Source organism: Arthrobacter citreus (assembly GCF_038405225.1).
GTDB classification, from domain to species: Bacteria; Actinomycetota; Actinomycetes; order Actinomycetales; family Micrococcaceae; genus Arthrobacter_B; species Arthrobacter_B citreus_A.
This window is the reverse complement of the sequence record NZ_CP151657.1, coordinates 1,807,107-1,830,339: the sequence shown is the minus strand read 5'-3', so window position 1 is coordinate 1,830,339 and position 23,233 is coordinate 1,807,107. Positions and strand designations below refer to the sequence as shown.

At 67.4% G+C, this 23,233-nt stretch carries 16 protein-coding genes; 13 read left to right on the top strand and 3 right to left on the bottom strand.

What is annotated here, in order from left to right:
• The first annotated feature begins 90 nt into the window (after window positions 1-90).
• The 4 genes from AAE021_RS08520 to AAE021_RS08505 are packed head-to-tail and all read left to right on the top strand — an operon-like array spanning window position 91 to window position 7,329.
• Window positions 91-1,743: a cytochrome ubiquinol oxidase subunit I gene (locus tag AAE021_RS08520; RefSeq protein WP_342025177.1), complete on the top strand. Its 1,653-nt coding sequence runs from the start codon at window positions 91-93 to the stop codon at window positions 1,741-1,743.
• A 36-nt stretch (window positions 1,744-1,779) separates the two neighbouring features.
• On the top strand, window positions 1,780-2,799 hold the full coding sequence (gene cydB / locus AAE021_RS08515; RefSeq protein ID WP_342025176.1) for a cytochrome d ubiquinol oxidase subunit II: 1,020 nt from the start codon (window positions 1,780-1,782) through the stop codon (window positions 2,797-2,799).
• Window positions 2,796-6,296 carry a thiol reductant ABC exporter subunit CydD gene (gene cydD, locus AAE021_RS08510; protein WP_342025175.1) on the top strand — a complete coding sequence of 1,167 codons (3,501 nt, stop codon included), beginning with the start codon at window positions 2,796-2,798 and terminating at the stop codon, window positions 6,294-6,296. Before cydB ends, cydD begins: the two co-directional genes overlap by 4 nt.
• A 34-nt stretch (window positions 6,297-6,330) precedes the next feature.
• Window positions 6,331-7,329: a GNAT family N-acetyltransferase gene (locus AAE021_RS08505; protein ID WP_342025174.1), complete on the top strand. Its 999-nt coding sequence runs from the start codon at window positions 6,331-6,333 to the stop codon at window positions 7,327-7,329.
• Here AAE021_RS08505 and AAE021_RS08500 read toward each other — a convergent pair.
• Both AAE021_RS08500 and AAE021_RS08495 read right to left on the bottom strand, forming a co-directional pair.
• Window positions 7,326-7,901, bottom strand: a complete 576-nt coding sequence (locus AAE021_RS08500; protein WP_342025173.1) for a hypothetical protein — start codon at window positions 7,899-7,901, stop codon at window positions 7,326-7,328. The genes AAE021_RS08505 and AAE021_RS08500 overlap by 4 nt on opposite strands.
• A 10-nt stretch (window positions 7,902-7,911) precedes the next feature.
• On the bottom strand, window positions 7,912-8,592 hold the full coding sequence (locus AAE021_RS08495; protein ID WP_342025172.1) for a metal-dependent transcriptional regulator: 681 nt from the start codon (window positions 8,590-8,592) through the stop codon (window positions 7,912-7,914).
• Between the two features lie 139 nt (window positions 8,593-8,731).
• On the opposite strand from AAE021_RS08495, the gene AAE021_RS08490 reads away from it, so the two are divergent.
• The 6 genes from AAE021_RS08490 (at window position 8,732) to AAE021_RS08465 (ending at window position 15,127) form a co-directional block, all read left to right on the top strand.
• Window positions 8,732-9,547, top strand: coding sequence for a ribose-phosphate pyrophosphokinase (locus tag AAE021_RS08490; RefSeq protein ID WP_342025171.1), 816 nt, complete (start codon window positions 8,732-8,734; stop codon window positions 9,545-9,547).
• Window positions 9,548-9,592: 45 nt separating this feature from the next.
• Window positions 9,593-11,140, top strand: coding sequence for a nicotinate phosphoribosyltransferase (locus AAE021_RS08485; protein WP_342025170.1), 1,548 nt, complete (start codon window positions 9,593-9,595; stop codon window positions 11,138-11,140).
• Window positions 11,137-11,829 carry a hypothetical protein gene (locus AAE021_RS08480; RefSeq protein WP_342025169.1) on the top strand — a complete coding sequence of 231 codons (693 nt, stop codon included), beginning with the start codon at window positions 11,137-11,139 and terminating at the stop codon, window positions 11,827-11,829. Before AAE021_RS08485 ends, AAE021_RS08480 begins: the two co-directional genes overlap by 4 nt.
• 105 nt (window positions 11,830-11,934) lie before the next feature.
• Window positions 11,935-12,330 carry a metal-sensitive transcriptional regulator gene (locus tag AAE021_RS08475; RefSeq protein ID WP_342025168.1) on the top strand — a complete coding sequence of 132 codons (396 nt, stop codon included), beginning with the start codon at window positions 11,935-11,937 and terminating at the stop codon, window positions 12,328-12,330.
• 85 nt (window positions 12,331-12,415) lie between these two features.
• Window positions 12,416-12,637, top strand: a complete 222-nt coding sequence (locus tag AAE021_RS08470; RefSeq protein ID WP_342025167.1) for a heavy-metal-associated domain-containing protein — start codon at window positions 12,416-12,418, stop codon at window positions 12,635-12,637.
• 54 nt (window positions 12,638-12,691) lie between these two features.
• Window positions 12,692-15,127, top strand: coding sequence for a heavy metal translocating P-type ATPase (locus tag AAE021_RS08465; RefSeq protein ID WP_342025166.1), 2,436 nt, complete (start codon window positions 12,692-12,694; stop codon window positions 15,125-15,127).
• A gap of 768 nt (window positions 15,128-15,895) precedes the next feature.
• Here AAE021_RS08465 and AAE021_RS08460 read toward each other — a convergent pair.
• The gene (locus AAE021_RS08460) at window positions 15,896-18,421 is read right to left on the bottom strand and encodes a DNA topoisomerase IV subunit A (RefSeq protein WP_342025165.1); all 2,526 of its coding nucleotides are present in this window, start codon (window positions 18,419-18,421) and stop codon (window positions 15,896-15,898) included.
• 111 nt (window positions 18,422-18,532) lie between these two features.
• On the opposite strand from AAE021_RS08460, the gene AAE021_RS08455 reads away from it, so the two are divergent.
• The 3 genes from AAE021_RS08455 to AAE021_RS08445 are packed head-to-tail and all read left to right on the top strand — an operon-like array spanning window position 18,533 to window position 23,233.
• Window positions 18,533-21,235: a GNAT family N-acetyltransferase gene (locus tag AAE021_RS08455; RefSeq protein WP_342025164.1), complete on the top strand. Its 2,703-nt coding sequence runs from the start codon at window positions 18,533-18,535 to the stop codon at window positions 21,233-21,235.
• Between the two features lie 60 nt (window positions 21,236-21,295).
• On the top strand, window positions 21,296-21,964 hold the full coding sequence (locus AAE021_RS08450; protein ID WP_342025163.1) for a DUF5998 family protein: 669 nt from the start codon (window positions 21,296-21,298) through the stop codon (window positions 21,962-21,964).
• Window positions 21,965-21,970: 6 nt separating this feature from the next.
• Window positions 21,971-23,233, top strand: a complete 1,263-nt coding sequence (locus tag AAE021_RS08445; protein WP_342025162.1) for an alkaline phosphatase family protein — start codon at window positions 21,971-21,973, stop codon at window positions 23,231-23,233.

The window sequence follows — 23,233 nt, the reverse complement described above, 5'->3', positions numbered from 1 at the left end:
GTAGAAAACTCTTCCCAAGTGCTCTACGATCAAATTAAGAACGAACTTCTACGCTCTGTAGAATTCTGGTCCGAGTAAAGGAATCGTCCCTTGGAAGCACTCGATATTGCCCGCTGGCAGTTCGGCATCACCACTGTCTACCACTTCCTCATGGTGCCGCTGACCATCGGCCTGGGGCTGGTGGTCGCCACTCTCCAGACGATGTGGGTCCGAACGGGAAAAGACGAATACCTGCGGATGACCAAGTTCTGGGGCAAGCTGTTCCTGATCAACTTCATCATGGGCGTCGCCACCGGTTTGGTGCAGGAATTCCAGTTCGGCATGGCCTGGAGCGAATACAGCCGCTTTGTCGGTGACGTGTTCGGGGCCCCGCTGGCCCTGGAATCACTCCTGGCCTTCTTCACGGAGTCCGTGTTCCTCGGCCTGTGGATCTTCGGCTGGGACCGGCTGCCGAAGAAAATACACCTGGCATCCATCTGGATCGCAACGCTGGCCTCGGTGCTCTCCGCCTACTTCATCCTGGCGGCCAACTCCTGGATGCAGCACCCCGTTGGCGTGGAAATGGTTGACGGCCGGCCGGTGCTGACCGACATCTGGGCCGTGCTGACCAACAACACGCTGCTGGTGGCCTTCCCGCACCAAATCACCGCGGCCCTGTCCGTGGCCGGCGGGTTCCTGCTGGGCATCGCCTGGTACCACCTCTGGAAGCGGCGCCGGGACGGCATCGACACCGTGAACGAGGACGGCACCGTCAACGTTGGTTCCCGCCCCGAGATTGGCCGCGACAAGGCGGACCACAATGTCTGGATCAAGTCCCTGCGCATCGGCGCCGTCGTCGCCATGATTTCCTTCGCGGGCACGGCCGTCACCGGTGACCTGCAGGGCAAGCTCATGTTCGACCAGCAGCCCATGAAGATGGCCGCCGCCGAAGCGGCATGCCATGACGGCACGTCCTTCTCCATCCTCTCCATCGGCGACGTCGGTGCGAAGAACTGCGACGACGTCACCGCGGTCATTGAGGTCCCCGGGCTGCTCTCCTTCCTGGCGAACAACGACTTCGACACCGAGGTCAAGGGCGTCAACACGCTGATCCCCGAGTACCAGGAGGCGTACGGCACGCACATTCCGGATGACCCCAAGTACGGTGAGCAGGCCGGCACCGAGATTGACTACCTGCCGGTGATGTCAGTGACCTACTGGGGTTTCCGCATCATGATCGGCTTTGGCGCCATTGCCGCAGCTGCCGCGGCCGTGGCCCTCTGGGTCACCCGCAAGGGCACCGTGCCGCAGTCCAAGTGGCTCATGCGGCTGGCAGTGTTCGGCATCCTGGCACCCTTCGGCGCCAACAGCGCCGGCTGGATCTTCACCGAAATGGGCCGCCAGCCCTTCGTGGTGGCACCCAACCCCAGCTTCACCGGAATCGACCAGGTGTTCATGTTCACCGCCTCGGCTGTGTCACCGGGCGTCTCGCGGGCCGAGCTGCTGTTCTCGCTGGCAGCCTTCGTCCTGGTGTACCTGGCGCTGCTGATCGTGGAAGTGCGGCTGCTGTTCAAGTTCACCCGGGGTGGTGTTCCCTCGGCCATGCCCGAACTCCTGCACGGTGAGGGGCACGACGGCGGTTCCTCCGGCGGCTTGGATTCCGCCGGCGGTGACGACGGATCCGGCAGTGACGGCTCCGACGGCAGCGGCGGGACAGGCACCAAGACCAAGCAGCCCGACGACGTCCTCGGCTTTGCGTACTAACCCGGCTTTGCCCACTCAGCAGTCTGGAGCACAGAAGTGATTTCGCTACCCACCCTTTGGTTCATCGTCCTGGCCTTCCTCTGGACCGGATACCTGTTCCTGGAAGGATTCGACCTCGGTGTCGGCATGCTCATGAAGCTCATGGGCCGCAGCGAGAAGGACCGCCGGGTCATGCTCAACACCATCGGCCCGGTCTGGGACGGCAACGAGGTCTGGCTCATCACCGCCGGAGCCATGACCTTTGCCACCTTCCCGCTCTGGTACGCCGCACTGTTTTCGGCCCTGTACCTTCCGCTGGTCTTCGTCCTGCTGGGCCTGATCTTCCGGGCCGTGTCCATCGAGTACCGCGGCAAGCACAACGATGACCGCTGGCGCAACCGCTGGGACTGGGCCATGGCGCTTGGTTCCTTCGTCTCCGCCTTCGGTGTGGGGGCCGCGCTGGCCCTAACCACCACCGGCCTGCCGCTGAACGAGAACGGCGACCGGGTGGGCGGTGCGTTCGCGTGGTTCAACGGCTACGCCGTCCTGGGCGGCCTGGCCGTGGTGGCCTTCTGCCTGGTGCACGCCTGCGTGTTCCTGGCCCTGAAGACCCGCGGCGACATCCAGGTGCGGGCCCGCCGCGCAGTCGTCCGCTGGCTGCCCCTGGGCGTGCTGCCCATGGCCGCCTGGGCCATTGTGGTGCAGCTGCAGAACGGCAAGGCGCTGACCCTGATTCCGCTGGTGCTCGCCGTGGTGGCCGTGGCACTGTCCTGGATCATGGCCCGCCGCGGACGCGACGGCTGGAGCTTCATCTGGATGGGCCTGTTCCTGGTGGCCGGAGTGTTCACCATTTTCGCCTCGCTGTATCCGAACGTGCTGCCATCGACACTGGATCCGGCCTGGAGCCTGACCGTCGACAACGCATCGTCTTCGGACTACACACTGACCGTGATCTCCTGGGTCTCACTCTTCGGCCTGCCCGTGGTGGTGCTGTACCAGGGCTGGACCTACTGGGTGTTCCGCAAGCGCATCACGGCTGAAGCCATCCCGGCAGCCCACACGGTGAACGCCCAATGAAACCGGTGCTTCCCGTCAGTGCCGCCAGCCGGCGCGCGCTGTACCTCCTCGGACTCCTGGCCGCGGTCAAGGCCGCAGGCCTGGTGCTGCTCGCCACCGGTGTGGCCGCAGGCGTGGCCGGACTGGCCACCGGTGAACCGGACTGGCGGTGGGTACTGGCCAATGGCATTGCCGGCGCCGTGCTGCGTTCACTCGCCGTCTGGGGGACGGACACCGTTTCGCAGCGCGCCGCGGCAGGTGTCAAGGAGGAGCTGCGCGCATCGCTGACATCCCGGGCGCTGGACGACGGCGGCAGCGTGCCGGGCATGGGCAGCGGCGCGCTGAGCGTGCTGATCACCCGTGGACTCGACGGCCTGGACAACTACTACGCCAAGTACCTGCCCGCCCTGGTGACCTGCGCCGTCGTGCCCCTGCTGGTGGGGCTGCGTATCCTGTCGGCGGACTGGCTCAGTGCGCTGGTGGTGGTCCTGACCGTGCCGCTGATCCCGGTGTTCATGATCCTCATCGGCCTGCACACCGGCGACAAGACCGCGGCAGCCGTTGACGCCCTGAACCGGCTCTCCGACAACATGCTCGAGCTTGCCAGGGGCCTGCCGGTCCTCGTGGGCCTGGGCCGTGCCCACGCCCAGACCCGGGCACTGCGCGATGTTGCCGACAACTACCGCACCCGCACACTGGAAACCCTCCGCGTGGCGTTCCTGTCATCCCTGGCGCTGGAACTGATTGCCACCATTTCGGTGGCCCTGGTTGCCGTGGTCATCGGCGTGCGCCTGGTCAACGGATCCATGTCCCTGGAGCTGGGCCTGCTGGCGCTGATCCTGGCACCGGAGTGCTATCAGCCGCTGCGCGATCTGGGCACCGCACACCATGCCAGCGAAGACGGCCTGGAGGCCCTGAAGCGGACCAACGCCGTTCTCGATGCTCCCGCCGCGGTGCCGCTGGTGCCGGGAACCGCCGCGCTGCCCGCCGGTCCAGGTTTCCCGGCGGGAACCGCAGTGACCGTTTCGGGGCTGACCATCCGGTATGCCGGACGGCCGAAGCCTGCCGTCGCTGACCTGAGTTTCAGTGTGCCCGCCGGCAGCATCGCCGCGCTGACCGGTGCGTCCGGCACCGGCAAGACCTCAGTGCTGGAGGCGCTCGCCGGCTTGCGCCGCAGCGGCGGCGACACCATGATCGAAGGCACCGTTACCGGCGTCGAGCGGGCCGGCATTGCCTGGATCCCCCAGCACCCGGTGCTGGTGGAAGAGACCACGGCAGCCGAGATTGCCCTGTACTCGGGGCTGAACGGAGAAGAAGGCCGGCAGGCAGCCGTGGAGGCGCTGACCGCCATTGATGCCCTGCACCTGCTGGACACCCGCACGGCTGACCTGAGCCCGGGGGAGCAGCGCCGCGTCGCGGTCGCCCGCGCCCTGGCCCGGGTTGCCTCACAGCCCCAGGTGCGCCTGCTGCTCGCCGACGAGCCCACGGCTCATCTGGACTCCAGCAGTGCCGGCGCCGTGATCCGGGCCCTGAACAGCCTGCGCGGTTCGGTCACCGTCCTGCTGGTGGCCCATGATCAGGCCGCGGCCTCCATCGCCGACCGCGTGATTCCGGTGTGGTCCTCAGAAGACCGCGACGCCGGTGCGGACCTGCCGCAGACGCTTCCGTCCGCTTCCGGTCCCGCTGCGGCGCAGACCGCGTCCGAGGCCACTCCCGGCCCTGTTCCCGGCCAGGCTTCCGGCCATGACGCGCCGGCGGCCCCGACCACCGACACCCTGCACTCCGCCGCACCGGCCCCCGTCCGCTGGCAGGAGGAGCTGGCGGAAACCGAAACCCACCCGAAGCACCAGCCCCTGTGGAAGAACCTCGTGGTCCTGCGCCCGTGGAGCCGGCAGTTCCTCCTGGCGCTGTTGCTGGGCACCGGAGCAACGCTCTTTGCCGTGGCTCTCACCTCGCTGTCCGGCTGGCTGATTGTCCGCGCCTTCGAGCAGCCGCCCATCCTGCTGCTGCTCGCCGCGATCGTCGGTGTCCGGTTCTTCGGCATTGGCCGCTCCGTCCTGCGTTACCTTGAGCGGCTGCAGCTGCACGACGCCGTCTTCCGCGCCACCAACTCCATCCGCATCCGGCTCTGGAACGGGCTGCTGCAGCGCCCCGAAGGCTGGCGCCGCCTCGCCCGCGGCGGCGGTGCCCTGGAGCGCCTGGTCGGCGACGTCGACGAACTGCGGGATATTGCCCCGCGCGTCGTTTTTGCCCCGTTGACCGGGTTCCTCACGGCCGTAGCCGCGTGCATCGCGACCGGCCTGCTGCTGCCCGAGGCGCTTCCGGTGCAGATTGCCGTCTGCGTGGTCGGCCTCGTCATTGCTCCCCTGATGGCCCACGGTGCCGATGCCGCGGCACGCGCGGCAACCGTGCGGCTGCAGTCCCGGTCCATGTCCGCCATGGCCCGGCTGCTCTCCGCCGCTCCTGACCTGACGGCCAACAGCAGCGCGGAGGAGGTCTTTGCGGGGCAGCAGGAACTGGATGCCCGCGCCTCCGCCGCAGTACGGCGCAGCGCCTGGGCCCAGGGCCTTGCCAATGCCCTGACCGCGCTGGCCTGCTCGCTCGGATCGCTGTACATCCTGACGGTGGCGCACTCAGTGCCGGCCACGGTTGCCGCCGTTGTTGTCCTGATGCAGCTCGCCCTCATCGAAGCCTTCGTGGCAGTCAACGGTTCCATCCAGCAGTTCACGGCATGGCGCACGCTGGGCGACAAGGTGCTGCCTGACCTCGGAACCGACGACGTCGAGCCGTTGGAAACCCAGGACGGTGAAACGCCGGAAACGCAAACGGCTTCCGCAGCGCAGCCCGTGGAAACAGTCCAGCTGCGCGGTGTCAGCTACAGCTATCCCGGCCAGGGAACCCCGGTCTTCACGGACCTGGACCTGGACCTGTACCCGGACAGCTGGCTGGCCGTCACCGGGCCGTCCGGCAGCGGAAAATCGACACTTCTGGGCGTCCTGCTTGGCTTCCTGGTGCCGCAGCAGGGCACCTTCCGGATCAACGGCGCTCCCGCCGCCGACCTTCCGCCGGCGGCCCGGCGGATGGCCTGGTGCCCGCAGGAGGCACACCTGTTCGACTCCACGCTGCGCGGGAACCTGCTGCTCGCCCGCGACCGCCGGCACGCGCCGACCGATGCGGAAATGACGGCAGCGCTCGACGCCGTGGGGCTGGGACCCTTCCTCGCCGGGCTTCCGGAGGGCCTGGACACCCGCGTGGGCGGCGGTGGCCACTTCCTCTCCGGCGGACAGCGCCAGCGGCTCGCCGTCGCGCGCGCACTCCTGACCGAAGCCGACGTCGTGCTCCTGGACGAACCCACCGCCCACCTGGACGCCGAGGCCGGCGAGCAGCTGATGGCCGACCTCACGGCTGGCCTGCGCGGCAAGTCCGTCGTCGTTGTCACCCACAACCCGGCCGACGCCGCGTGGTGTGACCGGAGCCTGGCCCTCGGGCACTCGGTATGCGCTGCGTCACAGGGTTAGGAAGCGCCCCGGGCCTGTGTTCTAGGCTGGAAAAATGACGACAACACCTCCTGAAGTTCCCGCACCGACCACCGGCCTGCGCTGGCGGGCCATCACGGCCGAGGATATTGACGGCTGGCTCGAGCTGATTCGCCGCATCGCGGCCGCGGACAAGCCCGGTTATGTGGAGCAGCGCGCGGATCTGGAGCATACCCTGTCCTCCAGCTCCGACAACCCGGCGCGCGACACACTGCTGGGCCTGGATCGGGACGGCATTCCCCGGGCGTATGCCAGCCTTGTCCGGACCGAGGGGTCGGACAAGATCCACGGTTCCGGGGGAGTGGACCCGCAGTGGCGCCGCCGCGGCATCGGCACCGCGGTGCTGCGCTGGCAGGTGCAGCGGTCCCGGGAGCGCCTGCTGGAGACGGGCACGGAGGCAGGCCTGCTGCGCTGCATGGCCGAGGAGGACAACGCCTCGCACGTGGCACTGTTCCACGCGGCAGGGGCCAAGGTTGTGCGCTACTTCACCGAGATGACCCGGCCGCTGGATGCCGGCATTCCCGATGCTCCCCTCCCGGAGGGGATGGAATACGTGACCTTCAACCAGGACATCTCCGAGGCGCTGCGGCAGGCGCACAACGAAGTGTTCCAGGACCACTGGGGCAGTGAGGAGCGGGACCCGGAGCGGTGGCAGCATAACGTCGAGCATCCGCATTTTCGGCCGGACTGGACCTTCGCGGTGGTGGACACCGCATCCGGTGAAATTGCCGGCTACAACATCGCGTCCTTCGATCCGGACGGCAAAAACATGCACGGCTACACCGAGGGCTACACCGAACTCCTCGGCGTGCGCCGGAACTGGCGCGGTATGGGACTGGCTCCGGCCATGCTCGGCGAGGCGATGCGCCGGTACAAGGCTTCGGGCATGGAACGCGCCGGGCTCGGCGTCGACACGGAAAACCCCTCCGGCGCCCTGGGCCTGTATGAGCGGCTTGGCTACACGCCGACCTACCGCGAAGTCGTTTTCGACCTGCAGGTTCTGCCGCAGGGCTAATCCGTCCCGCCCCTGGCCGCCGTGATTCCCGCGTCCCATCCCGGGGCCCGGCCGCCGCCCGGGGGACGGAGGCCGGCGGCATCGATTCCGGCGCCCTGCAGCAGCCAGGAGGTGAGGGAGTTGGAGTTCCACATGTCCCCGGAGCCTGGCAGCTGCTGCCCCCACACGTAACGCGGCACTGCCGCAACCCGGTCGATCAGCGCGGAGGCAGCGCCAGGGGCCAGTTCGAACTCCACCGGCCTGCCGGCGGCATACCGCCGGTCGGGCAGGATCCCGTTCGGCCAGCACCGGACCTCATAGCGGAACAGCCGGAAGCGGCCCAGCTGCCGCAGCCCGACGGGCCCGGTGGCGACAACTCGGCGGGCGGGATCATTTCGGCCCCAGGCCGGGGCCATTTCGATGACGTGCTCCACATCGCCGGCGTCGACAATCAAGGCACTGTGGAACAGTGGCTGCGGCCGGCGGTGGAGGCGCCGGGCCTGCACAAGCTCCCACCAGCGGCTGGTGTGTATGACCACGTGGCCGCCGGCTCCGACAGGCAGCCACCACAGCTGCAGGCGGCCCGGGTGCATCCCGGTCCCGCTATGCTTCCGGAACGCCGGGCAGGACCCAGATCGACTGGGCGGCGGGGAGGCCCAGTTCCAGGCGTTCGCCTGCGGCAGCCAGCGTCAGCGTGCCCGCGTAGGCCTGGCGCTGCAGCACCTGCACCTGCACATCCAGGTGCAGCCCCAGATTGGCCAGGTAGCGCAGCAGCTCCGGATCGGTGTCCGAGACCCGCGCGATGGTTGCGGAGGTGCCGGCCTCGCACGCGCTCAGCCGCACGGCGGCCAGTGGCGGAAAGCTGCCGTCCCGGGACGGAATCGGGTCACCGTGCGGATCCCGGACCGGATAGCCCAGCCGCCGGTCCAGGGCGTTCACCATCTTGTCGGAGACCGCATGCTCCAAGTGCTCGGCTTCGTCATGGACTTCATCCCAGCCGTAATCCAGATACTCCACGAGGAACGTCTCGATCAGCCGGTGCCGGCGCACCATGGCCACGGCCTCACGCGTTCCGGCCTCCGTGAGCGTGATCGAACCGTAGCGGGCGTGGGTCAACAGACCCTGCGCCGTCAGCTTCTTAACCGCCTCGGAGACCGACGACGGCGAATTGCCCACGTGCGCGGACAGGGCGGAAACGGTCACTGGAGCGTCGGTCCATTCCTGTGCGGTCCAAATGACCTTGAGGTAGTCCTCGGAAGCGGCTGAAAGCTGATTGGTACCCACCCCTCAAGCCTACGTGAGACGCACGTCCCCGGGAGCCGGCGTGCCCCGGCGGGCCGGTTCGAGCCCGCACCCGAGGGACCGCCGAATTCTTCCCCACAAATAAACCTCAGATGAGGTTTATTTGTGTTACCGTGAATCCATGATCACGACATTCGCTTCGGTAACCCCGGGATTCACCGTCCGCTCGGCCGCCACCGCCATGAGGTTTCCGGCGGGGGAAGCCCACATCAAGACTGACGGTGCGCGGGATGAAACCCCGCTGTACCTGTACCTCACCGGTGCTGATGCCAATGACTACATGAGTGCGGCCATGTGGATCGACTACGCCCACCAGGGCGGCCACCAGGTCAGTGCCCTCATTCCGTACCTGCCCGGTGCGCGCCAGGACCGCGGCAATCCCTTCGGGGCCCGGGTCTACGCGAACCTCATCAACGCGATGAACGCCGACGAGGTGGTCTGCTTCGACCCGCACTCGCCCGTCATGCCGGCCATGGTCAACAACCTGCGGGTGGTGGGCGCTGAGAACGTGATCGCCCGTGCAGTGAAAAAAGCCACCTCCCGTTACGCCGGCGTCATTTGCCCGGATGAGGGAGCCAAGGCCCGTACGGCCGTCACCGCCGCAGCACTGGGCCTGCCGCTGTTCCATGCCGCCAAGCACCGCGACTTCACCACGGGCCAGCTGTCCGGGTTCACCTGCGAGGAACTGCCGGAAGAAGGCCGATTCCTGGTGGTGGATGACATCTGCGACGGCGGTGGAACCTTCATGGGACTGGCCGCGGCAACGGGCCTCGGGCCGGACCGCTTGGACCTCTGGGTCAGCCACGGCGTCTTCTCCGGCAACGCCGCACAGCTCACACAGGCTTACGGAACCATCTTCACCACCGACTCACACCCCGGCGCAGCCAATCCGGACGTCGGTGCCTGCATCACGCCCCTGATTTCCCACCTCATCTAATGTCCCACCTCGTCTAATTTCCGCATCCCACCCTAAGGACAGGTCATGACCGCCACCGCACCCGCCACCAAACTGACCACCGCCAGCATCACCGCGGCACTCTTCCAGACCGACGCTTACAAGCTCGGCCACATCCACATGTACCCCCGGGGCACCACCAAGGTCCTCTCCAACTTCACCAACCGGGGATCCCGCCTTGAGGGCGTGGACCACGTGGTGCACTTTGGCCTGCAGGCGTTCCTGCAGAAGTTCTGCATCGAAGCCTTCGCGCCGTTTTTCGCCGCCGACGAGGACACCGCCGTCGCCGAATACCAAGCCGGGCTCAATGACATCCTGGGACCGAACACCATCGGAACCGGCCACATTCGGGCCCTGCACCGCCGCGGCTGCCTGCCGCTGATCTTCCGTGCCCTGCCTGAAGGCACCCGGGTTCCCCTGCAGGTCCCGTCGGTCACCGTCGAGTCCACCGAACCGGAATTCTTCTGGCTCGTGAACTACATCGAGACCGCGCTGAGTGCCTCCATTTGGCAGCCTTCCACCGCCGCCTCCATTGCCGACAAGTACCGCGGCATCCTGGATACGGCCGCAGTAAAGACCGGCACGGATGCCGCATTCGTGGACTGGCAGCTGCACGACTTCTCCTTCCGCGGCATGTCAGGCATCGAAGCCGCTGCCGCCTCCGGCGCAGGCCACCTGCTCTCCTTCAAGGGCTCGGACTCCCTCGGCTCCGCCGACTTTATCCGCCGCTACTACAACTCCGCCTTCGGCGCGGACAACGGCCAGATCCTCGGCTCCATCCCAGCCAGCGAACACGCGGTGATGTGCGCCGGCGGCCAGGAGGGGGAGGCTGAAACCTTCCGGCACATCCTTGAGGTCAACCCCACCGGCAACATTTCGCTGGTTTCCGACGGCTACGACCTGTGGCACGTGCTGCAGCACGTCCTGCCGGAGCTCAAGGACGTCATCACCGCCCGTGACGGCAACGTCGTCATCCGTCCCGACTCCGGAGACCCGGCCGACATCGTCTGCGGCACCTCCACCCGCCCCGGTGCCGCCGTTCCGGATACTGCTCCGACCATGGCCGAAAACCCCGCCCACTTCGGCGTCGTCGCCCTCCTGGACGCAGAATTTGGCTCCACACCCAACGACGCCGGCTACCGGGTCCTGAACAACGTGCGCGTGATGTACGGGGATTCCATCACCCCCGAGCGCGCCGCCGACATCACCGCACGCCTGGAAGCGGCGGGGTACGCCTCCGAGAACATCGTCCTGGGCGCCGGATCGTTCACCTACCAGTACGTCACCCGCGACACCTTTTCCTCCGCTGTGAAGGTCACGTACATCGAGGTCGACGGCGCAGGCCGGAACGTGTTCAAGGATCCGGTCACCGCCAAGGGGTTCGGCTCCAAGCGTTCGGCCACCGGCCGTTTGGCCGTCACCCGGGACGACGACGGCGAACTGGTCCTCATCGAAAAGGCCACGCCGGAGCAGGAGGCGGCATCCCTGCTGGAGCCGGTTTGGGCCAACGGGGAGTTCCTCCGCCGCCAGTCCTTTGCCGATGTGCGTACGGTGCTCGGTAACATCGCCTCATGACCCTCCCGCAGCAGCCGCTTGTTTCCATCGACACCGTCCCCTTCCTGTTCCGGGACGGTGTCCTGGAGGTGATCCTCGCACAACGTATCTTCGAACCCTTCTTGGGGGAGCCGGCTCTGCCCGGAGTTCTGCTGTCACCGAAGGAGCGGCTGGCCGAGGCTGCCGTCCGGGCGCTGAAAACCAAGGCCGGAATCGAAGAGGAATCGATCCGGAGCATCACCGGCGCCGGCGTCTTCGACAACCCCGACCGGGACCCCCGCGGGCCCACGCTGTCCATCGTGCACGCCGTTGTCCTTGATCCGGCAGTGGGTGACTCAGTCGAATCCAGCGCCCGGGGCGGCGGGGCAGGCACGGACCGCGCTGCCGGCGGGGGAGCGGCGGCCGTGCGCGCGGCGGCGGTGCAGGGCCTGCCCTTTGACCATGACGCCATCATCGCGCGCACGGCCGGAGCGGTCCTTGACGCACTCTGGATCGACCGGGACCTGAGCCGGGCCCTGCTGGGTGAGCGTTTCACCACGGCGTCAGCGGCGCGTCTGGCCCGGGAGCTGGCGTTGGCCGCCCGCCGGCCCGAACCCCAAACGGGCAATCTGGGCCGCGACCTGGCGAAAAATCCCTGGCTCGTCAAAACTACGGAAGCGGCTCCGCCGTCCGGACGCGGCAGGCCCGCGGCAGGGTGGGCCTGGCAGTAACGCCGCCGGACAAACTGTCGTCCCACATACCCCCTGGGGGTACTTGACGACATACCCCATAGGGGTATATGTTGGCTGCAGATTGACCAGCAAGGGAGAGCAGCCATGAGTGCAGCAACGGAACATGTCCACACGGAAGAGGCCCACCGGGACCAGCCCGGCGACGGTGTGCCGGTTCCCGCCGCTTCACCGGGTCCGCACGACGGCGCGCACGGATACGCCAGCGACAAGGAGGCCTACCTCAAGCGGCTGCGCCGGATTGAGGGACAGGTCCGCGGGATTGCCCGCATGGTGGAGGACGACAAGTACTGCATCGACATCCTGACCCAGGTTGCAGCCATCAATAAGGCGCTGCATGCCGTAAGCCTCGGACTGGTGCAGGACCACATGTCCCACTGCGTGGTGGATGCCGCGCGGGAGGCCGACGCCACGGGCAACCCGGATCTGGTTCAGGCCAAGGTCCAGGAAGCCACTGACGCCATCGGCCGCCTCCTGCGCTGAACGTTTCCTGCGCTGAACACCCCGCATCAAACGAGCCGAACGGCCCGCCAAAACCACACCCAACAACCTTCCAGGAGCGAACCCCATGGAAACCACACTCAACATCTCCGGCATGACCTGCGGCCACTGCGTCGCATCCGTCACTGAGGAGCTCGAGGCCCTTGACGGCGTCGAGTCCGTCAACGTTGACCTGAACGCAGGCGGAGTCTCGACCGCCGTCGTCACCTCCAGCCGCACCCTCACCCCCGTCGAACTCGGCGAAGCCGTAGCCGAGGCCGGCTACCTCGTGGTGGAAGCCTCGGCCTAACCCCCGGTGCTTCGCCCGGCACCGCACACAGCACTTCCCGGAAGGACAGCAGTTATGAGTACCGAAGATCTGCTTCAGCAGCCGCATCCGCGGGTTATCAACCTGAAGATTGAGGGGATGACCTGCGCTTCCTGTGTCGGCCGGGTGGAACGCAAACTCGGCAAGCTCGACGGCGTCGAGGCCACCGTCAACCTTCCGTTGGAATCCGCGCAGGTGACGGTTCCCGACGGCGTGAGCGACGAGGAGATTGTGCGGACCGTTGATTCGGCCGGCTACAAGGCACGCGTGGTGCGGCCGGCGGGATCCACCCGCCTCCGCCCGCCACACGAAGTCCATGCCGGCGCCACACATGGCGACGGCCCGGCAGGCGGCACGCACGGTGACGCCGGCGCGGACCATCTGGCCCACGGCGGAACGGGCTCGGACCACGGCCACGGTGAAGACCACGGCGGCGGTGAAGACCATATGTCCCACGGCGGAACCGCCGCCGCCCTGCGTCCCCGCCTGATCCTGGCTGCCGTGCTGACCGTCCCGGTGTTCCTCGTGTCCATGCTGCCCGCCATGCAGTTCAGCAACTGGGGCTGGTTTGCCGCGGTGCTGTCGCTGCCGGTTGTCACCTGGTCCGCCTGGCCGTTCCACCGCGCCGCGGCCATCAACGCGCGGCACTTCGCCTCGACCATGGACACTCTTGTGTCCATCGGCGTGATCGCTTCCTATCTGTTCTCGCTGGTGACCCTGGCCGCGGATCCGTCGCTGACCGCCCACACCGGCATGGCCGGCATGGCGGAAGCGGATTCCGGGCACGCCAACCTGTACTTCGAGGTGGCCGCCGTCGTCGTCACCTTCCTGCTCCTGGGCCGCTATCTGGAGGCCAATGCAAAGGCCCGCGCGGGTGATGCCCTGAAGGCGCTGCTCAGCTTGGGCGCCAAGGACGCGACCGTGCTGCGCAACGGGTCCGAGGTCCGTGTCCCGGCCGACCAGCTGCAGGTCGGGGACATGATTGTCGTCCGCCCCGGTGAGAAGATCGCGGCCGACGGCGTGGTCACCGAAGGGCGCTCCGCAGTCGACGCATCGCTGATCACCGGCGAGTCAGTGCCGGTGGAGGTGGGCCCCGGCGACGCCGTCACCGGCGCCACGGTAAACGCTTCCGGCCGGTTGCTGGTCCGTGCCACCCGGGTCGGCAGCGAAACCACCCTGGCCCAGATGGGCCGGATGGTGAGCGCCGCGCAAACCGGCAAGGCACCGATTGCCCGGCTCGCGGACCGGATCAGCGCGGTCTTCGTCCCCATTGTCCTGGGGATCGCGGTGCTGACCTTTGTGCTGTGGATGATCTTCAGTGGCGACCTGCAGGGGGCCTTCACAGCCGCCGTCGCGGTGCTGGTCATCGCCTGCCCGTGTGCCCTGGGCCTGGCCACCCCCGTGGGCCTGCTGACCGGCACCGGACGAGGCGCCCAGCTGGGCATCCTGATCAAGGGCCCGCAGGTGCTGGAGGATACGCGGACCGTGGACACCATCGTGCTGGACAAGACCGGCACCGTCACCGACGGACGGTTGTCGGTGGTCCGGACCCTAACCTTTGATCCGGACCGCGATGAGGCCGCGCTGCTCCGGCTCGCCGGGTCGGTTGAGGCGGCGGGGGAGCACCCCATCGCCGTCGCAATCGCCGCGGCAGCAAAGGCAGCCGCTGAACATGATGCCGGCGGACAGGTCCTGGCTCCGGTGACGGAGTTCGACTCCGCACCGGGCGGAGGCGTCCGCGGCACCGTGGAGGGCCGCGCCGTCGTCGCCGGCCGTCCGGGCTGGCTCGAAGAGAACGGCATTTTGCTGGGGGAAGACGCCCGGAACATGCTCAGGACCGAACAGGAAGCCGGCTCCACCGCGATCCTCGTGGCGGTGGACGGACACGCCGCCGGAATCATCAGCCTGCAGGACAACCTCAAGCCCGGTTCCGTGGCCGCCATTACCAGGCTGCGCGCCCTGGGCCTGCGGCCGGTGCTGCTGACCGGGGACAACGCCGTGGTGGCTGCCCGGGTGGCGGAAGCCGTGGGCATTGCCCCCGAGGACGTGCTCGCCGATGTGCGCCCCGAGGGCAAAGTGGAAGCCGTCAAGCGGTTCCAGGCGCAGGGTGCCACCGTGGCCATGGCCGGAGACGGCGTGAATGATGCACCGGCCCTGGCACAGGCGGACTTGGGCATTGCGATGGGCTCGGGCACCGATGTCGCCATTGAAGCGGCGGACCTGACCGTCATGGGCAACGACCTCGGGCAGGTGGCCACCGCCATCGAACTGTCCCGGCGGACGCTGCGCACCATCAAGACAAACCTGTTTTGGGCCTTCTTCTACAACGCGATCGGCATTCCGGTTGCGGCCCTGGGCCTGCTGAATCCGATGATCGCCGGCGCCGCGATGGCCGCCAGCTCCGTGCTGGTGGTCGGAAACTCGCTGCGGCTGCGCCGCTTCGGCAAGACGGTTCCGGTGCCTGCCAGCTGAGCGCGCACGAACCTTGGTGCGCGAAGAGTGGCGCGACACGAGGCCGGGCGGTCCCCAAAGGGCCCCCGGCCTCTGCCGTGATCAGGTCACCAAACGGAAGGACCCCGGGCCGGTTGGTGCGGGCCCACGAGAGTCAGGCATCCTTTGTGCAGATAACGGGCGATCAAAATATCCTTCGTGCAGATAATGGGGTCTAGGGCCCCGGAAAAGCCTTCTTGAGCCCCTTATCTGCACGATAGATCTGCGGAAGGCCCTTGATCTGCACGAGAGACGCCGCAGCGCCTGTTTGGCCCCCATGTGCCGATCCTTCGTGCAGATAACGGGCGATCAGAATATCCTTCGTGCAGATAATGGGGACTAGGGCCCCGGAAACGCGTTCTTGAGCCCCTTATCTGCACGATAGACGCCGCAGCACCTGTTTGGCCCCCGTGTGTCGATCCTTCGTGCAGATAACGGGCGATCAGAATATCCTTCGTGCAGATAATGGGGTCTAGGGCCCCGGAAACGCGTTCTTGAGCCCCTTATCTGCACGATAGATCTGCGGAAGGCCCTTGATCTGCACGATAGATCGGCGAGGTCCCCGAGGACGCGTTCTTGAGCCCCTTGATCTGCACGTTGGCTTGCGTACCGCACCGATCCGGGGACACCAACCGGTGCGGAGCCCCCGGGCCACGAACTCAAGGTCCGGATGCCCGGCGGGCTCCACGCCGAAACTCCGGCACTTTCGAGGAACCGCAGCACATTCAAGGAACCTCAGCGCCGCGGGACTCAGCCCGCCGCCGGGTCCTGGCCTGGTTCAACCGGGGTGTTGCTCGGCCCCACCTGATCCACCGCATTGGTCAGCGGAATGCCGGAGCCGTCCCGCCGCCCGTGTTCGGTCGGCAGTGCCCGCGCCACGCCATTGGCGGCCGCGGCCTTCGCCGGACCATGCCCGGCCCACGCCACTGCCAGGGCATCCTCGCCCTTGAGGAACCGGTGCGCGCGCACCCCGCCCGTGGCCCGGCCCTTGACCGGATACTCGGCAAACTCGGTCACCTTCACGGAACCGCCGGGCGTGCCCGGGATGGTCTCGCTGCCGGTGGAAACGGTGACGACCACGGCCGCCGGGTCATTCTGCGCCACCACGCCAAAGAACAGCACCCGGTCATCGGCGCCCAGCTTGATGCCGGCGACACCACCCGCGGTGCGGCCCTGCGGCCGGACCAGCGATGCGCTGAACCGGAGCAGCTGGGCCTGTTCGGTGATGAACACCAGCTCATCGGTGTCCTGCTGCGCCACTCCCACGCCCACTACTTCGTCCTTGGGCTTGAGCGTGATCGCTTCCCAGTCGTCGCGGTTCAGCGGATACTCGGGGTTCACCCGCTTCACAATGCCGTTGCGCGTGCCCAGGGCCACGATCTCGTTCAGCGGCACCAGGCCGACCAGCTTTTCACCCTTGGACAGCGTCATGAAGTCCTTGACCGGCACTCCGCCGGCCATGTTGGGCAGGCCCGACGTGGGCGGCAGGGCAGGCATGTCCAGGACCTGGACACGGACCATCCGGCCCGACGACGTCACCGCCCCGATCTCGCCGCGCGCCGTCGTTTTCACCACGGAACGGAACACATCGTGCCGCACGCGCTGGCCCGCCTCGGTGAGCGGTTCCTGATTGGCGGTGCGGGCCAGCTGCCCGGACGTTGTCAGGATGACCCAGCACGGATCATCGGCGATTTCCAGTGGCAGGGCAGCTTTGGCGCCCTTGCCGGTGACGGCGGGAGCCGCGGCCACGCCCTTCAGCGGGGATGAGGCCTCGGATTCCAGCAGCACGGTTCGGCGCGGCGTGGCGTACTTCGCGGCCACCTCGCCGAGTTCGTCGGACACCAGGGCGCGCAGCCGCGGCTCGGAGTCCAGGATGGCCTGGAGTTCCTTGATGGCCAGTTCCAGCTCGTCCTTTTCCTTTTCCAGCTCGATGCGTGAGTACTTGGTGAGCTGGCGCAGCCGCAGTTCCAGGATGTGGTTGGCCTGGATTTCGCTGAGGTCGTAAATGGCCATCAGGCGTTCACGGGCCTGGGCCGTTTCATCCGAGGAGCGGATGATCTGGATGACCTCGTCAATGTCCACAATGGCGATCAGCAGGCCCTCGACCAGGTGCAGCCGCTCCTGCTTCCGGCGCAGCCGGTATGCGGTGCGCCGGCGGACGACGCCGAGGCGGTGCGCCACATACACCTGCAGCAGCTCCACCAGTCCGAGGGTCCGGGGCTGGCCGTCCACGAGCGTGACGTTGTTGATCCCGAAGGAATCTTCCATGGGGGTGTACTTGTACAGCTGGGCCAGCACGGCGTTGGGGTTGAACCCGTTCTTGAGCTCAATCACCAGGCGCAGGCCGTGGCTGCGGTCGGTCAGGTCCACGATGTCCGAGATGCCCTGCAGTTTCTTGGACGTGACCGCGTCCTTGATTTTCTCGATGACCTTTTCCGGGCCCACCATGTACGGCAGTTCGGTGACCACCAGGCCGGTGCGGCGGGCGGTCAGCTGCTCCACTTCCACCTTGGCGCGGGTTTTGAAGGATCCGCGCCCCGAGGCGTAGGCATCGCGGATGCCGTCCAGGCCCACGATCCGTCCGCCGCTGGGCAGGTCGGGGCCTGGGATGAACCGCATTAGCTCATCGAGCGACGCGTCGGGGTTCGCGATCAGGTGCTGGGTGGCGGCAATCACCTCGCCGAGGTTGTGCGGCGCCATGTTCGTGGCCATGCCCACGGCAATGCCCGTGGCGCCGTTGACGAGCAGGTTGGGGAAGGCCGCGGGGAGCACCTCGGGCTGCATCAGCTGGTTGTCGTAGTTGGGAACGAAGTCCACCACGTCTTCGTCCAGATGATCCGTCAGCGTCAGCGCGGGAGCCGCCAGCCGGGCTTCGGTGTACCGCGCCGCGGCGGGGCCGTCGTCGAGCGAGCCAAAGTTTCCGTGCCCGTCGATCAGCGGCAGGCGCAGCGCCCAGCTCTGGGCCATGCGCACCATGGCGTCGTAAATCGCGGAATCGCCGTGGGGATGGAGCTTGCCCATCACCTCGCCGACCACACGGGCGGACTTCACATGGCCGCGGTCCGGCCGCAGCCCCATGTCGGCCATCATGTACAGGATGCGCCGCTGGACAGGCTTCAGCCCGTCACGGGCATCGGGGAGGGCGCGCGAATAGATCACCGAGTACGCGTACTCGAGGAAGGAACCTTCCATCTCGGTGGTGACATCAATGTCGATGATGTTCTCGGCGATGATCTCGCCGGGTGCTGTCTTGGAGACGGTTTGGCGCCGGGCCATGCTGTTGTCGGGTCCTTGCAGTTAGGGAGTAAACGGGGGTGCAGGGGACGGAGGCGCGGCGGCCGGAGCGCCCTGCAGGCAGTGGAGAAAAAATCCCACTACTCTGAGTCTATGGCGGAGCAGGGACATTACCCCGAATATTGGGAAGCTGACGTGGTGTTGCGGGACGGCGGCACCGGGCATCTCAGACCGGTCACGCCTGAGGATGCGCCGGCCCTGCAGGAATTCCACATGAAGCAGTCGCAGAGCTCCATCTACCTGCGGTTCTTCACCTACAAGGCCAAACTGAGCAACAAGGAACTGGCCCGCTTCACCAACGTCGATTACCGGGACCGGGTGGCGTTTGTCATCACCATCGGATCGGAAATCATCGGCATCGGCCGCTACGACCGCCTGGACGATCCCACCGAGGCCGAGGTGGCGTTCAACATTGCCGACGGACACCAGGGCCGGGGCCTGGGATCCATCCTGCTGGAGCACCTGGCCGCCGCGGCACGCGAAAACGGCATCCGCCGGTTCTCCGCCGAGGTGCTGCCCGAAAACCGTAAGATGATCGGCGTCTTCGCTGACGCCGGCTACGAGGTGCGCCGGCATTTCGACGACGGCGTCATCGCCCTCGACTTCAACATCGACCCCACGGACAAGTCCCGGGCGGTGATGGAAGCCCGCGAGCACCGCGCGGAGGCCCGCAGTGTCGCGGACCTGCTCTCGCCGTCGTCGGTCGCGGTGATCGGTGCCAGCCGCGAGTGGGGAGCCGTGGGATACCAGCTGCTCGAGCACATCATCGAGGGCGGTTTCACCGGATCGGTCTACGCCGTCAATCCTGAAGCCTTCGAACTGGCCGGCATGGTGTCCCACGCCCGGATTGGCGACGTGCCGGAGCAGGTGCAGCTGGCCATCATTGCCGTGCCGTATGACCAGGTCCTCACCGTTGCCGAGGAATGCGCCCGTGCCGGGGTCAAGGAACTGCTCGTTGCCACCGCCGGATTTGCCAACGACGGCGAACGCGGCCTGGCCCGGCAGCGCCGCCTGGTGCGCCACGCCCGTGCCAACGGCATGCGCGTGGTGGGTCCGGCGTCGCTGGGCCTGATCAACACCCGCCCCGACATTTCCCTGAATGCCTCCATGGCCCCGTCCATGCCGGTGCGTGGGGGACTGGGTCTGTTCAGCCAGTCCGCGGGCATCGGCGTGCTGCTCTACGCCGCGGCGCAGCGGCGCGGCCTGGGCCTGTCCTCCACGATTTCCGCCGGCAACCGGGCCGATGTGTCCGGCAACGACGCCATGCAGTACTGGGAGGATGACACCGACACCCGGGTAGTGGGGATGTACCTGGAGTCCGTGGGAAACCCGCGCAAGTTCTCCCGCATCGCCCGCCGGCTTGCCACCTCCAAACCGGTGATCGTCGCCAAATCCGACGTTACCGGCCTGAAGCTTCCCCCGGGCCATGCCGTCCGGACCACGCAGGCGCCGGCCGGGGCCTTGGACGCCATGCTCCGCCAGTCCGGCGTCATCCGGGTCAACACCAATGAACAGCTCATGGACGTCGCGCAGATTGCCGTCAGCCAGCCGCTGCCGGCGGGCCGCTCGCTGGCCGTGTTCAGCAACAATAATGCGCTGGGCCGCGTGATTGCCGATGCAGCCCTCGGCCTGGACCTGGAACTGGGCAGCCTGCAGACCGACCTGGTCCTGGACACGGGAATGAGCGTTGCGCTGCCGCTGCTGCGTGCCGCCGTCACCAAAACGCTCGCCGACGACGCCATCCACGCCGCCGTCGTCACACTGCTGCCTTCCCCGGGGCTGACGATGGAGAAGATCGGACAGTGCCTGCAGGAATGTGCGGTGGAGACCGGCAAGCCCGTTGTGGCGGCTTTTACCGGGATCATGGACCCGGGTGCACAGGTGGAGGGACTCCTGACCTCCGGCGCCGGTGCCGGTGACAGCGGCGGACGCCAGCCCGGCCTGCCGTGCTTCTCCAGCCCGGGTGCCGCCGTCGCGGCGCTCGCGTCCCTGGTCCGTTACACGGAGTGGTCGGCCCGCGACCACGGGCATTTCATCGAGCCGGCCGGCACCGATCCCGACGGAGCGCGCGCCTTCCTCGAAGGGCTGCTGTCACGGGTGACCGGTGACGGCCTGATGCGGCTGTCTTCCGCGGAGACGGCCCGGCTGCTGGGCTTCTACGGAGTGGAGCTGCTGCCGTCGCTGCCCTTCACCACGGAGGACGAAGCGGTTGCGGCGGCCGACTCCCTCGGCTGGCCGGTGGTCATCAAGACCATGGACGAGCACCTGCGGCACCGCCTGGACCTGGGTGGCGTGCGGCTGAACATCTCCACCCCGGAGGAGCTGCGCACCAACATCGCCCAGATGAAGCAGTCGCTGGAACCTTACGGCAGCTTTGAACTCGAGGTGCAGTCCATGGCGCCGTCGGGGCAGGGCTGCATGGTGCGGGCCATCGAAGACCCGCTGCTGGGGCCGGTGCTGTCCTTTGGCCTGGCCGGAGATGCGGTGAACCTCCTGGATGACTGGGCGCACGGTATTCCCCCGCTGACGGACACCGACGTGGCCGATCTGGTCCGGGCGCCGCGCGCCTCCGGAAAGCTCTTCGGCTACCAGGGCCTGCCCAAGGCCAACGTGGCCGCCCTGGAGGACCTGATTTCCCGGCTGGCCCTGCTCAAGGACGAGCACCCCGAGATTGCCCTGCTGGAAATCAACCCCGTGCTGGTGTCCACCACCGGAGTCACGGTGCTCAGCGCGGATGTCCGGCTCGGCAATCCCCGGCAGCGGACGGACAGCGCACGGAGGGCGATGCGGGACTAAGTCTGGCTGTTCCCGCGCGCCATTTAGGTACTGGGGCGCACTCTGGGGGAAACTGGAAGCATGTCGCCGTTACTTTCCGCTGAACGCCGCAGCCTGGACGCTTCCATGGAGCGGGCCGGCTTTTACCCCACCCTCCTGGCCGACGTGGTCCACGATGCCCTCGACGGCCGTGAACCGCTGTCCCACATCATCCATCTGGAAACCCACTTCGAGCGCACCGAAGTGCACCGCCACATCACCGTGCTGGTGCTGACCGAGGACATGCTGGTCATTACCCACGTTGACGACCAGCAGCTGGACGACGCCGGTGAGCAGATGATGGCGCAGGTTTCCACCGAGTCCGTGCCGGTGACGCAGATTCGTTCCGTGGTCCTGGGCTACATGTACGCCCAGCCGCAGGACTACAAGCCCTCGGACCAGGCCCGTGAACTCACCCTGGCCATCGCCTGGTCCGGCGGCCAGCGCCTGGACATGGGCCCGGCAGGCTGCGCCGACCCGCAGTGCGACGCCGACCACGGCTACACCGGCACCATTGCCCAGGAGGATATTGTGCTCCGGGTCAGCGCCGAAGCCGACGGCGCCCAGGCCGTGCAGAACGCCAAGGACTTCGCCCGGGCACTGCGCAAGGTGAACACCGACACCCTGAACCTGCGCCCGATGGAATCCGGCGATGCCCGGCGCGTGCCGGGCATCGGCAGCCGGTTCAACCGCAGCCACCACCAGCGGTAAGGGGCCATGAGTTCGCCTTCCGGCACAGGTTCCGCCGCCACTCCGCCCTCCGGTGCAGTTCCGCCGTCCGGTGCAGCCTCCGGGGAGAAGCTGCCTCCGGCCCCCGGCTATGGCCGCAGCAGCGTGGCCGAAGTCCTCACCAGCTCCGCCGCGGTACTCGGCGTGCCCGGCTTCGAGAACTCCCTGAACCTGCCCGCAGCCAAGCGCGTCTGCGTGGTCATGGTGGACGGCCTGGGCTGGTCCCTGTTGAAGCAGCGCGGCGGGCACGCTCCGTTCCTGCGCGGTTTCCTGCCCTCGGCCCGCGTCCTGACCGCTGCTTTTCCCACCACGACGGCGGCCTCCCTGGCCTCGCTGGGCACCGGGCTGCCGCCCGGAGAGCACGGCATGGTCGGATATGACGTCCTGGATCCGGACCAGGACAAAGTCGTCAACATGCTCGGCAACTGGGACGCCGGCGTCGATCCCCAGCGCTGGCAGCCGCACCCCACGGTGCTGGAACAGGTGGCCGAGCACCTTCCGGTGGCGTCGGTCAGCCTGCCCCGGTTCGCGGATTCGGCCATGACCCGCGCCGCCCTGCGCGGCGGCACCTTCATCGGGGCCACCGGCGTCCACGCACGGGTCTCGGCAGCGGCAGAAGCCCTGGCCGGCTCGCCGCGGATGCTGATGTACCTGTACTGGAACGAATTGGACAAGGCCGGCCACAAGCACGGCGCCCAGTCGGGGCAGTGGGGCTATCAGCTCGAGGAGCTGGACAGTGCCCTGAAACTGCTGGCAGGACGCCTGCCCGCTGACACGCTGCTGCTGCTGACCGCTGACCACGGCATGGTCGACATCGCTCCGGAACACCGGTATGACTTCTCCGAAGACCCGTCACTGATTGCCGGGGTACGGCACACAGCCGGTGAGCCGCGCATGATCCATCTGTATATGGAGCCCCGCGCCGGTGACAGCGGCCGGGAAGCCCTGGTCGCCGCATGGCGCGCAGCCTATGGGGCCAAGGTGTGGGTTGCCACCCGGGAGGAAGCCATCGCAGCGGGCTGGTTCGGTCCGGTGGTTGCGCCGTCGGTGCTGCCGCGGATCGGTGACGTACTTGTGCTGGCGCGTGAGCCCATTGCCCTCTATGACCTGCGCCGGATGAAAGCTTCGTCGCTGGAAGTGGTGGGCCAGCACGGGTCGCTGACACGCGCGGAGCGTGAAGTTCCGCTGCTGCAGCTGGCGGCGCCGGCTCCCAGGCGCAGTCCGGGTTCGCAGGGTAAAGGAAAGAAATAA